16 protein-coding genes are annotated in these 17,212 nt (G+C 40.7%); 5 read left to right on the plus strand and 11 right to left on the minus strand.

Translation table 11 applies throughout. The annotated features are described in order from the left end of the window. Positions 1–55: 55 nt before the first annotated feature. Genes hemL through KIV10_RS04935 form a run of 3 tightly spaced genes read right to left on the minus strand, consistent with a single transcriptional unit; the run spans position 56 to position 3,104 of the window. A complete protein-coding gene (gene hemL, locus KIV10_RS04925) occupies positions 56–1,342 on the minus strand; it encodes a glutamate-1-semialdehyde 2,1-aminomutase (RefSeq protein ID WP_214112376.1) in 1,287 nt (428 codons plus the stop codon). A 12-nt stretch (positions 1,343–1,354) separates the two neighbouring features. Continuing rightward, positions 1,355–2,185 (minus strand): glucosaminidase domain-containing protein, encoded by an 831-nt coding sequence (locus tag KIV10_RS04930; protein WP_214112377.1) that lies wholly within the window; start codon positions 2,183–2,185, stop codon positions 1,355–1,357. A 1-nt stretch (position 2,186) separates the two neighbouring features. After that, entirely contained in the window at positions 2,187–3,104 is a 918-nt protein-coding gene (locus tag KIV10_RS04935; protein ID WP_214112378.1) for a 1-aminocyclopropane-1-carboxylate deaminase/D-cysteine desulfhydrase, read from the minus strand. A gap of 169 nt (positions 3,105–3,273) precedes the next feature. On the opposite strand from KIV10_RS04935, the gene KIV10_RS04940 reads away from it, so the two are divergent. Further along, positions 3,274–5,097 (plus strand): PA14 domain-containing protein, encoded by a 1,824-nt coding sequence (locus tag KIV10_RS04940; protein WP_214112379.1) that lies wholly within the window; start codon positions 3,274–3,276, stop codon positions 5,095–5,097. A gap of 1 nt (position 5,098) precedes the next feature. Here KIV10_RS04940 and KIV10_RS04945 read toward each other — a convergent pair whose 3' ends face one another. After that, complete coding sequence (locus KIV10_RS04945) at positions 5,099–5,422, minus strand: hypothetical protein (RefSeq protein WP_214112380.1); 324 nt, start codon at positions 5,420–5,422, stop codon at positions 5,099–5,101. Between the two features lie 92 nt (positions 5,423–5,514). Between KIV10_RS04945 and KIV10_RS04950 the strand changes: the two genes are divergently transcribed. From KIV10_RS04950 to KIV10_RS04965, 4 genes are read left to right on the plus strand one after another with little or no spacing between them, the layout of a single operon-like run. Further along, positions 5,515–5,685, plus strand: a complete 171-nt coding sequence (locus tag KIV10_RS04950; RefSeq protein ID WP_214112381.1) for a DUF5522 domain-containing protein — start codon at positions 5,515–5,517, stop codon at positions 5,683–5,685. 14 nt (positions 5,686–5,699) lie between these two features. Next, entirely contained in the window at positions 5,700–7,718 is a 2,019-nt protein-coding gene (locus tag KIV10_RS04955; RefSeq protein WP_214112382.1) for a urocanate hydratase, read from the plus strand. Positions 7,719–7,772: 54 nt separating this feature from the next. Beyond that, entirely contained in the window at positions 7,773–8,318 is a 546-nt protein-coding gene (locus KIV10_RS04960; protein ID WP_214112383.1) for a DUF4136 domain-containing protein, read from the plus strand. Between the two features lie 53 nt (positions 8,319–8,371). After that, complete coding sequence (locus tag KIV10_RS04965; RefSeq protein WP_214112384.1) at positions 8,372–8,971, plus strand: hypothetical protein; 600 nt, start codon at positions 8,372–8,374, stop codon at positions 8,969–8,971. 10 nt (positions 8,972–8,981) lie between these two features. Here the strand turns inward: KIV10_RS04965 and KIV10_RS04970 are convergent, their stop codons facing one another. From KIV10_RS04970 to paaZ, 7 genes are all read right to left on the minus strand, one after another. Continuing rightward, a complete protein-coding gene (locus KIV10_RS04970; protein WP_214112757.1) occupies positions 8,982–10,982 on the minus strand; it encodes an alpha-ketoacid dehydrogenase subunit alpha/beta in 2,001 nt (666 codons plus the stop codon). An 82-nt stretch (positions 10,983–11,064) separates the two neighbouring features. After that, positions 11,065–11,424, minus strand: a complete 360-nt coding sequence (locus KIV10_RS04975) for a four helix bundle protein (protein ID WP_214112385.1) — start codon at positions 11,422–11,424, stop codon at positions 11,065–11,067. A gap of 23 nt (positions 11,425–11,447) precedes the next feature. Next, positions 11,448–12,722: a dihydrolipoamide acetyltransferase family protein gene (locus KIV10_RS04980; RefSeq protein WP_214112758.1), complete on the minus strand. Its 1,275-nt coding sequence runs from the start codon at positions 12,720–12,722 to the stop codon at positions 11,448–11,450. A 71-nt stretch (positions 12,723–12,793) separates the two neighbouring features. Further along, positions 12,794–13,399, minus strand: coding sequence for an acyltransferase (locus KIV10_RS04985; protein ID WP_214112386.1), 606 nt, complete (start codon positions 13,397–13,399; stop codon positions 12,794–12,796). Between the two features lie 53 nt (positions 13,400–13,452). Beyond that, positions 13,453–13,812 (minus strand): four helix bundle protein, encoded by a 360-nt coding sequence (locus tag KIV10_RS04990; protein WP_214112387.1) that lies wholly within the window; start codon positions 13,810–13,812, stop codon positions 13,453–13,455. A gap of 44 nt (positions 13,813–13,856) precedes the next feature. Further along, a complete protein-coding gene (locus KIV10_RS04995) occupies positions 13,857–14,609 on the minus strand; it encodes an enoyl-CoA hydratase/isomerase family protein (RefSeq protein ID WP_214112388.1) in 753 nt (250 codons plus the stop codon). 70 nt (positions 14,610–14,679) lie between these two features. Further along, positions 14,680–17,211, minus strand: coding sequence for a phenylacetic acid degradation bifunctional protein PaaZ (paaZ, locus tag KIV10_RS05000; RefSeq protein ID WP_214112389.1), 2,532 nt, complete (start codon positions 17,209–17,211; stop codon positions 14,680–14,682). Position 17,212 lies beyond the last annotated feature (1 nt).

Below are 17,212 nucleotides of genomic sequence, written 5' to 3' on the forward strand. Positions count from 1 at the left end.
TTTGATTTTCAGAAACAAAACAAACCCTTCCTAAGAATTTAGGAAGGGTTTGTTATTATAGCATAGTAGCTACTTTTTTACAAGCAAGTATTGTTTGGTCCAAATCTTCATAGGAAAGAGCATCACAAATAAACCAAGTTTCAAATGCGCTGGGAGCTATGTATATACCCTCATTTAGCATTCCGTGGAAGAATTTTTTGAAAGTGTCATTGCTAGCATTGGCCGCTGAAGAAAAATCCGTCACGGGGATTTCAGAAAAGTGCACTGAAATCATGGAACCAACACGATTTATGGTGTGGGTGATTTTGTTTTCATTTAATGCCGAAGCCACTCCCTCGTGAAGATATTCCGTTTTTTTGTTGATTGATTCAAAGATTTGGGGATTATCGTTTAGTTCTTTCAACATTGCGAATCCAGCAGCCATCGCCAGCGGATTTCCGCTCAACGTGCCAGCCTGATAAACGGGACCCAAAGGAGCAAGCATTTCCATAATTTCATTTCGTGCCGCAAATGCGCCAACTGGCAAACCTCCACCAATCACCTTTCCAAAGGTTACTATATCTGCATTTACATTATATAATTCCTGAACACCACCCGCAGCCAAACGAAAACCCGTCATAACTTCATCAAAAATCAAAAGGATTTTGTTCTCATCACATAGTTTTCGTAATCCTTGCAAAAATCCCTCAGCCGGTGGAATGCAACCCATATTTCCTGCCACGGGTTCTAAAATAATACAGGAAATTTCATCTTTATTTGCTGAGATTACTTCAGCAACGTTGTTAAGATCATTGTACCGGGCAAGTAGGGTGTCTTTGGCAGTTCCTTCAGTTACTCCTGGGCTATTTGGTGTCCCAAACGTTACCGCACCACTACCAGCCTGGATTAAAAATGAATCACTATGGCCGTGATAACAACCAGCAAATTTTATGATTTTATCCTTGCCTGTATAGCCGCGAGCGAGCCTAATTGCGCTCATGCAAGCTTCGGTTCCACTATTAACGAAGCGGATTTTATCAACATTCGGCACCATAGAAACGGCAAGATTTGCTATTTCGGTTTCTATTTTTGTAGGCATCCCGAAGGATGTTCCATTTTTAGCCTTTTCAATTACAGCGTTTACGACGGGTTCGTGGGCATGGCCTAAAATCATAGGTCCCCAGGAATTTATGTAGTCAATAAGTCTGTTTCCGTCCACGTCATATAAATACGCGCCTTTGGCTTTGTCTACAAAAACAGGCGTTCCTCCCACGGCGTTAAATGCGCGTACTGGTGAATTTACACCACCGGGAATAACTTTTTTTGCCTCTCTAAACAAGGCACTGCTTCGTTCGTACTTCATAATACTTTTTAATTAATTGGGAGCGTGCAGGTATAGGGTCTGGCCAATAGAAATATTATTATCCCGCAAACCATTATATTCTTTTAGCGTTTCAACGGTTAAATTGAATTTTCGCGATATGCTGTAAAGCGTATCTCCAGCTTGGACTGAATAAGTTGCAATCTTATCGTCAACAGGTTTTGAATTATTTTTCTTTCCGCCCAGCACATCATTATCGTAATCTTCCAGATTATATCTTTCAATAATACCTATCAACTTATCTGGATAGCGCGGATCTGTGGCATATCCAGCCTTTTTCAGCCCCCTTGCCCAGCCTTTATAATCATCTTTTCTTAATTTGAACAAATCTTGGTATCTGCTACGGGTTGTCAAAAAAAGTGAGTGATCCCGAAATGAATATTTTGGATCGTTATACTTTCTGAAGCATTCTTGGTCCACATCATCGTCGTGATATACGCGGTCACCCTCCCATTCTTTATGGCACTTTATGCCAAAATGGTTGTTTGCTTTTAAGGTAAGCTCCCCTGCGCCAGCGCCACTTTCCAAAATTCCTTGAGCTAACGTAATGCTGGCGGGAATTCCGTATTGTAGCATTTCCTCTTTGGCAATTGGCGCATATTCCTTTATATAATTCGCAACTCTCTCGCTGTAAGAAATATTTACAGGAACTTCAACTACCGCGGGCTCTTCAGCTTTTGTATTCTTCTCTTTAACAGGTTGTTTTACGCGAACAACTCTCTCAGTATTTGGTTTTTTTCTATGTGAAACCACTCGTTTCTTGGATTTACAACTGCTGAAACACACAGCGCAAATTAAAAGTATGGTAATAATTCTGCCAATCATTTTATTGGATTAGAGGTAGATTTTTATTCTTTAATTTTTCATTCATTCCAGAAATTCCTTGAAGTCCTCCGGTATGGATGGCTAAAATACGGCTATTTTCACTGAAATAATTGCTTTTCAAAAGCGCAATGATTCCAAACATCATTTTACCCGTATATACAGGATCTAGCGGAATTCCCGTTTTCTCCCTAAACTCATTAATGAAACGCACCAAAACGGCATCTATTTTACCGTAACCGCCAAAACAATAGGAATCGGTTATTTCAAAATTGGTTTTTGAGGTATATTTTTCAATTTCTGAAGAAATAAAATTTCCGCGAAGCGCAGAAAAACCCAAAACTTTCTGGTTTGGCAAGGATGCGCGCACCAATCCGGCCAATGTACCGCCAGTACCTACCGGCGCACAAATATAATCATACTGCGTATCTTCTGAAGTGATAATTTCCTCACAGCCCTTCACTGCAAGTTGGTTTGTACCCCCTTCGGGAACCAAATAAAAATTTCCAAAATCTTTTTTGAGGTTTTTAAGAAACTCCACTTGGTCCTTTAACCTATATTGCTCTCTAGAAATAAATTGAAGGTGCATTCCACAACGGGATGCAAAAGCCAGGGTAGGATTTTGTTGAAATTTGATAGCCAATTCCTCTCCGCGTATAATTCCAATCGTTTTAAGATTGCATTGCTTTCCAGCGGCAGCCACTGCTGCTATATGATTAGAATAGGCTCCGCCGAAAGTAAGAATGGCTTCCGATTTTTTTTGAATTGCTTCTTCAAAATTGTATTTAAGTTTTCTGAATTTATTGCCAGATACCAATGGATGGATTAAATCTTCACGCCGAAGGGACAAATTATAATTACCAACCCCAAAATCTTTCAAATTGATTGAGGCAGTTAAAACATTTTTAGTGTCAAAAAACAAGGAAGTTTTATTTGAGATAACTTAGATTAAAAGCTTCAAAAAACCGACAAAGAGCAGGTTAAATTTGAAATGAGTTAATTTTTTTTATTAATAGAACCAAAGTATTAGGTTTGTCGTAACTATTTCATTTAACAAATTTCAGATTACTGTTTTTTAGCTCCCCAAATCTATGAAAAAAACAATACTCCTCCCACTTGTATTCTTATTTGCCGCGCCCCTATTTTCCCAAGTAGGTATAGGAAATACAGATCCTGCAGAATCATCATTACTGGATGTACGTGATGGCAACAACAATAAAGGCATACTTATTCCGCGGGTCAATATTCCGAATTTAAACAATAGAGCACCCATTACCACGGCTACCATTGATGAAAGTCTTTTGGTCTATAACACAAATACAACAACGGGCAAAGGATTTCACTATTGGAATGGAACTTCCTGGGTTGCACTGCAATCAGGAATTGATAAAAATATATATGATGCCAATGGTAGTTTAAATCAAGATAGAATGCTGGATTTGAATACCAGAGCTCTGAATATACGAAATGGTTCAAACCCGGGATTTCGATTTAATTCAAACGGGAGCTTGGATCTTCAGGCTTACGGCACTCCGACATTCAATACCAATTCAAATCCTTTGCGCTATTTAACAGTAAATAATAGTGGTTCGGTACAGCAAATTTTGGCGACCGATTTATATAACAATTCAATTAAAGACTGGTTTGAAGCAAATACAACGGTCGCGCCAGATGATATTTCAGATAACATATATACAAATGGTCGTGTGGGGATTAACAGAAGTAATCCTGCCGCTTCCCTTCATATCTACGAAGCTGTGGGTGTTCCTGCATCTGCAAATAACGGAACAATTCTTTTGGAACATGGAAATGATGGTGGCGCATCTTCAATAGTATTTAGAAGTCGATCCAATGCCGGCAGTGACTACGCTTACATAAATTACGATGATAACGGATCAGGAAATGGAACGGGTGTAGAAAATAGTTTATTGGAAATAGGTGTTCAAAATGATTCTCCAACTGGATTTCCAACTGGAGTTGATGATATAAACATTGCAGCTACTGGCTCTGTGGGAATAAGCAATATTGCTCCCAACGGCAGTGCTTCTTTAGATCTTGGAGCCAATAACCGAGGTTTATTAATCAATAGAGTAGCGTTGTCATCAGCAACTACAGCGACTCCTGTTACCAATCCTGCCAATGGCTTATTAATATTTAATACTGCTACCGCAGGTACTGCCCCAAACAATGTAATACCTGGATTTTACTACTGGATCAATAATAGATGGAACAAAATTAATGCTGGGGATGGAAATAATCTTTATAATTCAGACGGCACACTAACAAACAATAGAACGGTCAACACCGCAAATTTTAATTTGAATATTAATTCAGTAAATGGCCAGGCTTTACAGGTTGCCCCAAATAGAAATATAACCATAGCAGGTTATGGCAGCGGCACAAAGACGGGAACAAAAACTTCAGACTTGGCAGTAACAGCAACAGGATTAATTATAGAAGAGCCCATCAATCGAGGTGTTCAATTTTATTCTTACAATATCACACCTACAGTATCTCCTAATCTCAATACTATTGAGAGAGAAACAAAAATAAACCGTTCAGGATTTTACACAGGGGCTCTTAACAACGTTGCTGCCATGAAACCATCCAATAATGACGGATTTGTCGTAAAAATTGTGGGAACATATGAGGTAAGGAATACTGGAGATTTCACATTCACAGAATTATGTGACGATGGTGCACGAATATATATTGATGGCTCCCTTATCCACAATGTTTGGGTAGATGGCGTGGGTGATACAAACTCTTCTACGGTAAATCTTGCAAAAGGGAAACATAAAATTGAATTTTGGTATTACGAAAATGCCGGCGGAGAATATTTCAATTTTTCTTGGGGAGCCAATCCCGATGGAAATTCAGGTGTCATTCAGGCGAATCAACTTACAATCGAATAAATTACAAATACTTCAAAAAACCAAAAAAAGGCCTCTTTCCCAAATAATTGAGGTCTTTTTCACTTTGGTATGCTTCCCTTTCAAAGGAAATATTTCTGTATCCCAAATACCTATTTCCATATTGAAAGCATCTGTATAAAAATTCCAACCCGTACCAGATATAGAAAAATAGTACGAGCATTTCAGCCTGCTGCCGCAAGTGTATCCTTTCGTGGTTCAAAAATGTTTTGTCCTCACATAAACTTCGGTGGCGCACAATTATAAATGGCCAAAGTGTGATGCCGATAAATTTCTTCCGAAGCAAAAAACGGTTCACTAAAATCATATCAATTCAAAAAAAACCAATTACAAAGTACAATATAAAAAAGGAATTACGGTGCGGTCGCTTCACAGTATCGAATTCCGTATTTTTGTGATATGCTTTTTCCAAAGAAAAAAATTGAAATTGAGGAAGGTGATTACTACCTCACGCCAGAAGGATACAAATGTTTTACCGAACAATACCACTTAAAACGCGGGTATTGTTGCGAAAGCGGTTGCAGGCATTGTCCCTATGGCTTCAATAAAAAGACTGGAAAACACCAATAAATATTATAAAGAAAATGACTTTTAAAGAAGCAATAAAGCAAGGAATTCCCGAAAAACTTCCGAATAAAAAACCGTACGACGCGCAAATAAACCACGCTCCCAAAAGAAAAGATATTCTTTCAAAAGAGGAAAAACAGCTTGCATTGCGCAACGCACTCCGTTATTTTGATGCCAAACATCACGCTGAACTTTTGCCGGAATTTTCGGAAGAGCTTGATAAATACGGAAGAATCTATATGTACAGATTTCGTCCAGATTATAAAATCTACGCCCGGCCTATCGAGGAATATCCGGGTGAATGTGAGCAGGCAAAGGCTATCATGTTGATGATTCAAAATAATTTGGATTACGCGGTAGCGCAACACCCGCACGAGTTGATTACCTACGGTGGAAATGGAGCGGTATTTCAAAATTGGGCACAGTATCTTTTGGCAATGAAATATCTTTCTGAAATGAACGATGAACAGACGCTTGTTATGAATTCAGGGCATCCGCTTGGGCTCTTCCCCTCACATAAAGATGCGCCGCGAGTAGTAGTTACCAACGGAATGATGATTCCAAATTATTCAAAACAGGACGATTGGGAAAAATTCAACGCTCTTGGCGTAACGCAATACGGCCAAATGACGGCGGGAAGCTATATGTACATTGGCCCTCAGGGAATCGTGCACGGGACCACAATTACGGTTTTGAATGGTTTCAGAAAAATTAAAAAAGAACCAAAAGGTGGCTTATTCGTAACCTCCGGACTTGGCGGAATGAGCGGCGCACAGCCAAAAGCTGGAAATATTGCCGGGTGCGTGACCGTCTGTGCCGAGGTAAATGAAAAAGCTACCAAAACAAGACACAGTCAAGGTTGGGTGGACGAAATAATATCAGATTTGGATTTGCTTTCGAAAAGGGTTAAAGATGCTGTTTCAAAAAAAGAAACGGTTTCCATCGCATTCAATGGAAATATTGTTGAAGTCTGGGAAAAATTTGATGAGGAAAACATTAAAATTGATTTGGGAAGCGATCAAACTTCACTGCACAATCCTTGGGCGGGCGGCTATTACCCTGTGGGATTAACGTATGGGGAAGCTAATGAAATGATGGCAACAAATCCTGAGAAATTTAAGGATGAGGTTCAAAAAAGCTTGCGAAGACACGTGGACGCTATAAACAAGCATACTTCAAAAGGCACTTATTTTTTTGATTATGGAAATGCGTTTTTGCTTGAAGCCTCCCGCGCGGGTGCTGATGTTTATAAAGACCAAAATGGAAAAATGGCAAGCTCCTCTTCCCTCGAAGAAGGGGCTGGGGGATGGGCCTACCCTTCCTATGTGCAGGATATTATGGGCCCTATGTGCTTCGATTATGGTTTTGGACCGTTCCGGTGGGTGTGCGCTTCCGGAAAAGCGGAGGATCTTCAGAAAACGGACGAAATGGCTTGCGAAGTATTGGAAGAATTAATGAAAAATTCACCAAAGGAAATTCAGCAGCAAATGCAGGATAACATTACGTGGATTAAAGGTGCACAGGAAAATAAATTGGTTGTAGGCAGCCAAGCAAGAATTCTTTACGCAGATGCTGAGGGAAGAATTAGAATTGCTTCGGCTTTCAATAAAGCTATTTCAGAAGGAAAAATAGGGACAGTTATTTTGGGAAGGGACCACCACGATGTTAGCGGAACAGATTCACCCTATCGCGAGACTTCAAATATATACGATGGAAGCAGATTTACGGCAGATATGGCTATTCAAAACGTGATTGGCGATAGTTTCCGCGGCGCCACTTGGGTAAGCATTCACAATGGCGGTGGCGTGGGCTGGGGCGAAGTTATTAATGGTGGCTTCGGCATGGTTCTTGATGGTAGTATAGACGCGCAACGCCGTTTGGAAAGCATGCTTTTTTGGGATGTAAATAATGGTATCGCACGCCGGAGTTGGGCTAGAAATGATGAAGCAATTTTCGCAATTAAAAGGGCGATGCAGGATAATCCAAACTTAAAAGTGACGCTTCCCAATTTGGTAGACGATTCACTTTTTGAATAAAATTTTTTACATTTAATTAAAAAAATCTGTTGCTTAAATTTAAACAATACTGCTATGAAAATATTTAAATTTTTACCACTATTATTCCTTTTTGTGTTTGCATCCTGTACAACCGTTCGCGTAGCAACGGACTACGATAAGGAAGTGAATTTCAACCAATATAATTCTTTTGCGTTTTTTAGACCAGGAATTGATAAAGCTGAAATCAGCGATCTTGACAAAAAAAGAATTTTGCGTGCTATTGAGGAAAATTTGACGATGAAAGGTTTTACAAAATCTGAATCCCCCACTATTTTAGTAAGCATTTTTACCAAAGAAAGAGAGCGAGTGGATGTCTACAATAACAATTTCGGTTTTGGCTGGGGTTGGAATCCATGGTGGTACGGTGGCGGATTTTACGGCGGAAATACTGTATCCCGATCTACTGAAGGAACGCTTTACATTGATTTAATTGATGCCAAGACTAACAATCTGGTCTGGCAGGGAATAGGCACTGCCAATCTTGTTACAGCAGATATGGAAAAGAAGGAAGCCCGAATAAAAGAAATAGTCGCAAAAATTTTAGCTGAATATCCTCCGGGAATGATGGAAAATAATTAATTGAAAAGCCCACATTCGTGGGTTTTTTTATATTAATTTGAAAAAAATTACCAATGAAATTTTTATTACTAGTTATTCTTGCGTTATCCTTTGCTGGCTGTAATAACTATGAAAAAACCGATAACGTTTCTTCAGAAGAAAATCAATTGCAGCAAGTCGCATCCCCAAAACCCGAAAAAACTCCACAAACATTTATAGTTCCTGGGAAAAGATTGGGCAACATTGTTTTGGACCAAAATTTTAATCCCATTTTGGATAGTTTGGGAAAACCCGACATTAGCAACGCTGGGATGGGAAAAGCGGTGAATACTTGGAAGCATGGAAAAAACCTGCTTACCATCTACACTAACACCCAGATGGGTGTGGAGGATTTCAGCCGAGTAAAAGCCATACGCTCGCTTTCAAATGATTTTAAAACCGAAGACAACTTGGGAGTTTCATCTTCAATCGATGAGCTAAAAAGATATTACAGGCTCGATCCCGCAGGGAAATTCACAGATAACGGCAAGCATTACATTCTTTACAAAACCTCAAAGGGAATTGCATTTGAAGTTAATATGAAGCAAATATGCAATGGTGTTTTGCTCTACTCAAAAGAAACCAATCCCGAGAGCTTTTACAATGCCATCTACCCCACTTTTGAAAAAATGTAGCTGAAATTTTCTAATAGGAAAGAACTTCCAAAATCTTTTGCTTCACTTTTTCGGTGGAAGGAATCATCGTTTCTTCAAGCACCGAATTGAGCGGAATTGCCGGCATATTTTCAGAACCAATGAGCATCACCGGCGCATCCAACTGCTGAAAACATTCCTCTTGAATTCTACCTTGAAGCGCTCTGCTGAAACTATTTTCCGAAGGTTCTTCGGTCACCACCAAACATTTTCCACATTTTTTGACACTTTTGAAAACGGTTTCATAATCCAAAGGATGCAACGTCCGAAGATCGACAACCTCGATTTTATTCTGCATCCCTAGCTCCTCGGAAGCGTTCATGGCCCAATGTACGCCCATCCCATAAGTAATTATTGAAAGTGTTTCTTCCTCTTCCTGCTTCCAGATTTCCTGCAAAACCCACGCTTTTCCAAAAGGTAAGACATAATCTTCCGCAGGCATCAGCGAAGTTGCACCTTTGGTTCCTTTCACTTTGCTCCAATAAAGCCCTTTGTGCTCAAAAATTACTACCGGGTTTGGGTCGTAATAGGCCGCTTTCAGCAAACCTTTCAAATCGGCTCCGTTACTGGGATACGCAATTTTAAGTCCGCGAATGTTGGTTACCACGCTTTCCACGGAAGAGGAATGGTACGGCCCACCGCTGCCGTAAGCACCAATTGGCACACGTAAAATCATTGAAACGGGCCATTTCCCGTTTGAAAGATAACAGCTTCGGGAAACTTCGGTGAAAAGTTGGTTAAGGCCCGGCCAAATATAATCTGCAAATTGAACCTCAACTATCGGTTTGAGTCCAACAGCGCTCATTCCTGCCGTACTTCCCACAATAAATGCTTCCTGGATGGGTGTGTTAAAAACACGATTGTCGCCAAATTTCTGGGCCAATGTTGCGGCTTCGCGGAAAACACCGCCAAGGCGTCCACCCACATCCTGACCGTAAAGCAGGCATTCGTTGTGTTTAGCCATCAATTCCTCAATGGCAAAAAGCGCACAATCAACCATTACCACTTTTTCACCGCCTTTCGGACTTCTTTCTCCCACTTCTTCGGTAATTTCCGTTGGCGCGAAATCGTGTGTGAATAAATCCTCGGGTTTTGGATCTTCGGCTTTTAAGGCTTTTTCCAAAGCTTTTTTTACCTCGATTTTGATTTCGGTTTCAATTTCAGAAAGTTCCTTTTCAGAAAAACCATTATCAATCAGCAATTTCTTCAACTTTGGATAGGGATCACGACTTTGCGCTTCCTCCAAATCGTCGCGATAAAATTCCATCCGCACACCCGAAGTATGGTGATTCAAAAGCGGGACTTTCGCATGCACCAAAAACGGCCTTCTTTCGGTTCTGATTTTTGAAATTACATTTTGAATGGTATTATAACTTTCCTCAAAATCGGTCCCGTCGATTGAAATGGCTTCCAAACCGTGAAACCCTTTTGCATATTCAAAAGCATTCTGTGCCCGGGTTTCCGCAGCATTTGCTGAAATATCCCAACCATTATCCTGCACCAAATACAAAATAGGCAATTGCTTTAACGCTGCCATTTGGAATGCTTCGGCAATTTCACCTTCGGTAACGGACGCGTCGCCCAAAGAGCAAACCACGATTGGAAATTCTGAATTCTCAATTCCGAATTCCGAATTCATCGATTCTTTATACCAAAATCCCATCGCAGCTCCCGTTGCGGGGATGGCCTGCATTCCCGTGGCTGAACTTTGATGTGGGATTTTCGGTTTATCATCATCCTTTAAACTTGGGTGCGAATAATACGTTCTTCCGCCCGAAAAGGGATCGTCCTTTTTCGCCAAAACCTGAAGCATCAACTCATAAGGTTTCATCCCAATGGCTAGCAAAATAGAATCATCACGATAATACGGATACACATAATCCTGTGTCAAAAGTTGCATCCCTAAAGCGGTTTGGATCACTTCGTGTCCGCGCGAGGTAGCGTGTACGTATTTTGAAACCGTTTTAAAATTTTCCTCATAAATCTCGGTCATCGACTTGGCCGTGACTAGATTTTTGAAGGCAAACGAAAGTGTGTTTTTTGAAAGTTTATTCGTCAAAATAAAGTTTTTAATTTTAAGTTTTGGATTTTAAGTTAGATTTTGTCGTGTGAACAATTGCGGTAAGTATTTTAACAATTGACATACAATCTTCAATATGCTTCTGATAATTATTATTAACCAAATTACTTTTATCAAGCAACTCTAACCAATAAATTGTTTCTCGAGCTTCTTTACTGGCAATCGCCATCTTATGTAAAAAATCTGCCCTACTTTCCCCAGCCAAAGCTTCAGAAACATTTGCTCCAATGCCGGTGCCACTTCTAAGCAATTGTTTTGAAATTATAAATTCCTTATTTTGCTGTAAAGTTTTGTAAAGTTGAATAATTGAAAGTGCAAATTCAAAACTTTTGTCCTTAATCAAACTTGTTTTCATAACAAAAAACTCAGAATTAAAAACTAAAAACTCCTCTTAATATCAAACTTTTCCATATAATCGGCAATTCTTCTCAAGAATGAACCCGCCAAATAGCCATCCACAATTCTGTGGTCAAAGGAAAGTGAGAGGTACATCATTTGCCGGATTTCTATGGTATCGCCTTCTTTTCTTTCGATTACTTCGGCACGTTTTTTTATGATTCCCGTTGCCAAAATTGCGGCTTCGGGTTGGTTGATTATTGGCGTTCCCATCAAGCTTCCGAAAGTTCCCACATTGCTTATTGTAAACGTACTTCCTTTGGTATGGTCACCTTTCAACTTGTTGTCGCGGGCTTTTCCTACGAGTTCGTTTGTGGTTTCGGCCAATTCCTTTAAATTCTTTTTATCAGCATTTTTAACAACGGGAACTATGAGATTTCCCGAAGGAAGCGCCGTTGCCATCCCTATATTTATTTCGTCTTTTACAATGATATTGGTCCCATCCAAAGTGGAATTTATCATCGGGAAATCCTGAATTGCCTTCGCCACACATTCAATAAACAGTGGTGTAAACGTTAGTTTTTCGTTGTATTTCTTCTGAAAAGCATCTTTGTTTTTGTTGCGCCAGTTCACCATTTCGGTCAGGTCTGCCTCCACATAAGCCGTTACGTGTGGCGCTGTGCTGGCACTGAAAACCATATGGTCGGCAATCATTTGGCGCATCCGGTCCATTTCCACGATTTTGCCCTTTCCTTTATCGAATTTCAAATCGGGAATCTGAAATCCCGAAACTTCGGGAACGGCTTGGGCAAACTGAAACGGTCGGCCCTTTTCAAGGTAATTTATAACATCACTTTTTCGCAAGCGCTCATCTTTTCCTGTTCCGGGAATTCTGGCAAGTTCTTCGTATGAAATGTGATGTTTACGAGCAATAGTGTCAACCAAAGGCGAAATAAAACGCCCACCCCCAGCCCCTCCCGAAGGAAGGGGAGCCACTCTTTGACTTAAATTTGAAGTTGAACTTGAAATTTTCCCTTTTGATTTTTCTTGGGTAACTGCGGGGGATTTAGAAACTTTTTTCTCGGTTTTTGCATTTTCAGAAAGCTCCAAAATAGCAATAGTTTCCCCAACGGGAACAACGTCTTTTGCCTTAAATGTATGCGCAATCATTTTACCTGATGCGGGCGCAGGTACTTCATTATCCACTTTATCTGTTGCAACCTCCAGTAAAATATCGCCTTCCTCAAAGGAATCGCCTTCATTTACCAGCCAATTGATAATCGTTCCTTCTGTTATGCTTTCGCCCATTTTGGGCATTTTGAACGCAGTTCCCGCAGAGGCGGGAATCTCGTCCAATTTATCTAAATTATTTTTTGACATATTTGTCTCTATTCTTTGTTCTTGGCTCTAAATTCTTCCAAAGTTTTATAAAAATCTTCCTGTACAGCTCTGTTCTTTGGAATTTCCCGTAACGGTTCCACTTCCCGTAAACTCTCGTGACAATCCGCAGGCAATTGTTGGTATAATCTCGTTCCGGCGGTTTTCCAAGCAATCATTTCATCTGAAATATCCTTTATTGCTTTTGCCGGATTGCCAACAATTAATTTCCGTTTTGGAAATTTCTCTTCAGCTTTTACAAAGCTCATGGCGCCAACAATGCATTCATCGCCAATTTCGGCATCGTCCATAATCACGCTGTTCATCCCAATCAAGCAATTTTTGCCCAAATTCGCTCCGTGAATGATTGCACCGTGCCCTACGTGTGCGCTTTCTTTAAGCACAATACTTTTACCGGGAAACATATGGATGGTACAGTTTTCCTGCACATTCACGCCATCTTCCAAAATAATCTCGCCCCAGTCACCGCGAATTGCCGCACCCGGACCGATATAACAGTTTTTACCAATAATAACATTTCCAGTAACAGCAGCGAGTTGATGCACAAAACTGCTTTCGTGGATTATGGGGATGTGGCCTTTGAAACTGTAAATCATTCTATTAAATTATAGGATAAAAAGATAAATCGACAAAAAGGATTAAAAGAGATTTAGTTTAGTGTCTTTTTAAAATTTGATATCATAGCTTGCAATTTTTGTATTGTCTGCAGATTTCTATCAAATGCCAAATCATCAATATATTTTAGATCGTTAGCACAGATCAACTGTGTTTCCCACTCAAAAGTCGATCCCAAAGCTGTTTCCAAATATTGAACAAAATGCCTATCGGAATTCCTTGCCGAACCTTCTGCAATATTGGAGGCAATTGAAACTGCGCACCGTTGCAACTGATTTGAAAGTCCGTAAATTTCAGATTTTGGAAATTTTGAAGTTATCAAATAAGTTTCACTAACAATCTTTCTTGCTTCCTGCCAAATAGCCAATTTTCTAAAATTATGCTTTAACGACATATTACTTCAGTCCTTTTGTCTTTTAATCCTTTTATCTTTTCATCCTAACCAAAACTTTTTAGTTTCTCCTTTGTAAATTCTGAAAGCACCAACCTCCCTGAAATCACAGCTCTTTCCGCCAAAAGCTCATCCCAATCTTCAGTGCCGCTCCAAAATACTTTCTTCATTTCTTTCATTGCCTCCGGATTGTAATTGCAAAGGTTTTCAGCAAATTTTTGAACAGCTTCGTCCAATTCTTCCAACGAATCAAACACTTGATTGTACAATCCTTTTTGTCGTGCCCATTCAGCGTCGTAAAAGGAATTGGCATCAATGGCAATTTGACTCATTGCGCTCAGACCGAGTTTTCGTTCCACAGCGGGCCCAACTACAAACGGACCGATTCCCACATTCAACTCGCTTAATTTAATAGCCGCGAATTTGGTTGCCATACAATAATCAGTCGCCGAAGCAACACCAACGCCACCGCCAACAGTTTTCCCTTGAATTCTTCCAATGATGAATTTTGGGCATTTGCGCATGGCGTTAATCACGTTTGCAAATCCGCTGAAAAAAACCTTTCCGGTTTCGGCGTCATTAATATTGATTAATTCGTTAAAACTCGCACCGGCACAGAAAGTTCTATCACCGCCGCTTTTCAAAACAATAACTTTTACTTCATCATTATTTCCAGCTTCGGTGATTGTACTTGCGAGTTTTGCCAGCAAATCTCCCGGTAGGCTGTTATGCGCCGGATGGAAAAATTCAATGGTCGCAATGTTGTTATTTATCTCTTGTTTTACGTATGCTTCATTCATAATTTTTTATTCAAGAATCAAGAACCACGAGCCAAGACATATTTGTCCTGATTCTTGGTTCTTGGCTCAATTAGTCTATCAAATTAAATTGCTCAAAATGATGGTTCAAATGTTTTCGTTCCAAAAGATACCATTCAAATTTGTTCAATTCGCCAAAAACCACATTTTTGGTTTTGGCATCGGGGTTTTGTTTGAAATAGTTTAAATATTCATTTCTCGCTTCCAAAAGTTTGGCCTTTGCGGTTTCCAAATTGGGGTGTTTTGTTTCGGTGATATTTGATTCTTTTGCTAGCGGAAAATCATATTCCCGTGGCATTTTTCTATAATTATATAAAGTGGAATGCGTTTTTTCCAGATATTCTGAAGGGGTTGCAATTTTAAAATCCTGAATCTCTCCCGAAGCAATTCGATACGTATATTCCAAATGTTCCACCATTTGCTGTGGCGTCATCGTGCCCCAATTTGGTTTTGATTCTACGGAAAGTTTATTCAAATACTTCTGAATAGCTTCCGAAGTCATTTCCGCAAAAACCGTCTGCTTTTTTTGTACCATCGTCAAAATCGTCGCGACGGCTAGCAATTCTCCCTGCTTTTCTTCTTCGGAAGAATTTTCATCAATATTCGCATCAAAAACCTCAACATACCATTTTACGATTCCCGAGGGCAATTCGGTTCCTTTTTGCTCGCGGTCAATTTTTTGTTTGCACGTTAACCGCACATATACTGTATCGTTGTGATAAATGGGACGCAAAAATCTACACTCCTCCAAACCGTAATTCGCGGCGACCGGGCCTTTGTTTGGATAGACGAAAAGTCCGGCGGCGGCGGCCAAGATGAAATAACCGTGCGCCGTACGCTTTTCAAAAATACTTCCGTCGAGCGAAGTGATATCGGTATGCGCGTAAAAATGATCCCAAGTAAGGTTGGCAAAATTGATGATATCGGTATCGGTAATCGTTCGGTTGTGCGTTTTGATAGACATTCCCGGCTCGATATCTTCCCAATGATACGCAAACGGATGCTTTTCAGCCTCTTTATAATCGGCTTTTGGCTGATAGATTCCTGTGATTTCAGTGAGTGTTGAAGGTGAACCTTGAATAGCGCAACGTTGCAAATAGTGCTTCACGCCGCGCACGCCACCCATTTCCTCGCCACCGCCCGCGCGACCAGGGCCGCCGTGAATCAAAGTGGGCAATGGCGAACCGTGACCTGTACTCTGTTTGGCGCTTTCGCGATTTAAAACTAAAATTCTTCCGTGGTGCGTTGCTGCGGAAACCGTGTATTCCTTCGCAATTTTGTCGTCATTGGTAACGATTGAACTCACCAACGAACCTTTCCCCATTTTGGAAAGTTTGATAGCATCTTCTAAAGTTTTATAAGGCATAAGCGTGCTCACGGGCCCAAAAGCCTCGGTAATGTGTGCGGCTTCGTTTTGCAACGGATTGTCTTCGCGAAGCAAAATAGGTTTTAAATACGCGCCTTTTTTTGAATCGGCACCCAGCACTTCGAAATCTTCAAAATCGCCGTAAACGATTTTTGCGGTTTGGGTTATTTTTTGAATCTGTTCTTTTACGGAATTGCGCTGTGCATCGGAAACCAGCGCTCCCATTCGCACTTCTTTCAACCTGGGATCCCCGATGGTGACTTTTTCCAATTGTTTTCCGAGGGCAATCTGTACGTCTTCAACCAATTTTTCGGGAACGATAATTCGTCGGATGGCGGTACATTTTTGACCGCATTTTACGATCATTTCATTGCGAACTTCTTTTATGAAAAGAACGAATTCCGGTGTTCCGGGAACGGCGTCTTCACCTAAAATGGAAGCGTTCAAGCTATCGGCTTCCATTGTAAAGGGAACCGATTCCTCAATCAACCGAGGATGCTTTTTCAGAATTTTTCCGGTGCTCGCAGAACCTGTAAACGTAACCACATCTTGACTTTCCACGGTATCAAGTATATTTTTTGCCGTCCCGGAAATGAGTTGCAACGAACCCTCAGGCAAGATTCCCGAAGCGATAATTTCCTTTACAACCGCTTCGGCCAAATACGCTGTTTGCGGTGCCGGCAAAACCACGGCCGGCATTCCCGCCATCCAGTTTACGGCGCATTTTTCGAGCATTCCCCAAACGGGAAAGTTAAAAGCATTTATGTGAACGGCGATACCTTCACGCGGTACCATAATGTGGTGCGCCATAAAACGCCCGCCACGGGAGAGGTCGATGGGGTCGCCCTCTACGTGATACGGCTGATTCGGAAATAATTTCCGAAGCGAGGCATTGGCAAACAAATTACCGAAACCACCTTCAATATCGATCCAACTGTCAATTTTTGTGGCGCCGGTTCGGTAGCTAATTTCGTAGAATTGTTGTTTCTTTTTGGTAAGATGTAACGCGAGTTTTTTCAACATCAATCCGCGCTCTTGAAACGTCATTTTCCGAAGCGTTTCGCCCTTGTCACGACCGTATTGCAGGATTTCAGGGATATCAAGTCCTTCCGTGGTTACATTTGTGAAATGTTCGCCCGTAACCGAATCGAGGATTGGCGAGCCTTCGCCCTTTCCTTCAGCCCAATTTCCTAATATATAGTGTTGTGTTTTTTGCATA

Source organism: Aequorivita echinoideorum (assembly GCF_018476645.1).
Lineage (GTDB): Bacteria > Bacteroidota > Bacteroidia > Flavobacteriales > Flavobacteriaceae > Aequorivita > Aequorivita echinoideorum.

Coding starts and splice junctions, on each gene's coding strand:
- KIV10_RS04995 (WP_214112388.1), bottom strand. CDS start 14,609: ATGAATGAAGCATACGTAAAACAAGAGATAAATAACAACATTGCGACC.
- paaZ (WP_214112389.1), bottom strand. CDS start 17,211: ATGCAAAAAACACAACACTATATATTAGGAAATTGGGCTGAAGGAAAG.
- hemL (WP_214112376.1), bottom strand. CDS start 1,342: ATGAAGTACGAACGAAGCAGTGCCTTGTTTAGAGAGGCAAAAAAAGTT.
- KIV10_RS04940 (WP_214112379.1), top strand. CDS start 3,274: ATGAAAAAAACAATACTCCTCCCACTTGTATTCTTATTTGCCGCGCCC.
- KIV10_RS04975 (WP_214112385.1), bottom strand. CDS start 11,424: ATGAAAACAAGTTTGATTAAGGACAAAAGTTTTGAATTTGCACTTTCA.
- KIV10_RS04955 (WP_214112382.1), top strand. CDS start 5,700: ATGACTTTTAAAGAAGCAATAAAGCAAGGAATTCCCGAAAAACTTCCG.
- KIV10_RS04970 (WP_214112757.1), bottom strand. CDS start 10,982: ATGACCGAGATTTATGAGGAAAATTTTAAAACGGTTTCAAAATACGTA.
- KIV10_RS04990 (WP_214112387.1), bottom strand. CDS start 13,812: ATGTCGTTAAAGCATAATTTTAGAAAATTGGCTATTTGGCAGGAAGCA.
- KIV10_RS04960 (WP_214112383.1), top strand. CDS start 7,773: ATGAAAATATTTAAATTTTTACCACTATTATTCCTTTTTGTGTTTGCA.
- KIV10_RS04985 (WP_214112386.1), bottom strand. CDS start 13,399: ATGATTTACAGTTTCAAAGGCCACATCCCCATAATCCACGAAAGCAGT.
- KIV10_RS04930 (WP_214112377.1), bottom strand. CDS start 2,185: ATGATTGGCAGAATTATTACCATACTTTTAATTTGCGCTGTGTGTTTC.
- KIV10_RS04980 (WP_214112758.1), bottom strand. CDS start 12,722: ATGCCCAAAATGGGCGAAAGCATAACAGAAGGAACGATTATCAATTGG.
- KIV10_RS04950 (WP_214112381.1), top strand. CDS start 5,515: ATGCTTTTTCCAAAGAAAAAAATTGAAATTGAGGAAGGTGATTACTAC.
- KIV10_RS04945 (WP_214112380.1), bottom strand. CDS start 5,422: ATGATTTTAGTGAACCGTTTTTTGCTTCGGAAGAAATTTATCGGCATC.
- KIV10_RS04965 (WP_214112384.1), top strand. CDS start 8,372: ATGAAATTTTTATTACTAGTTATTCTTGCGTTATCCTTTGCTGGCTGT.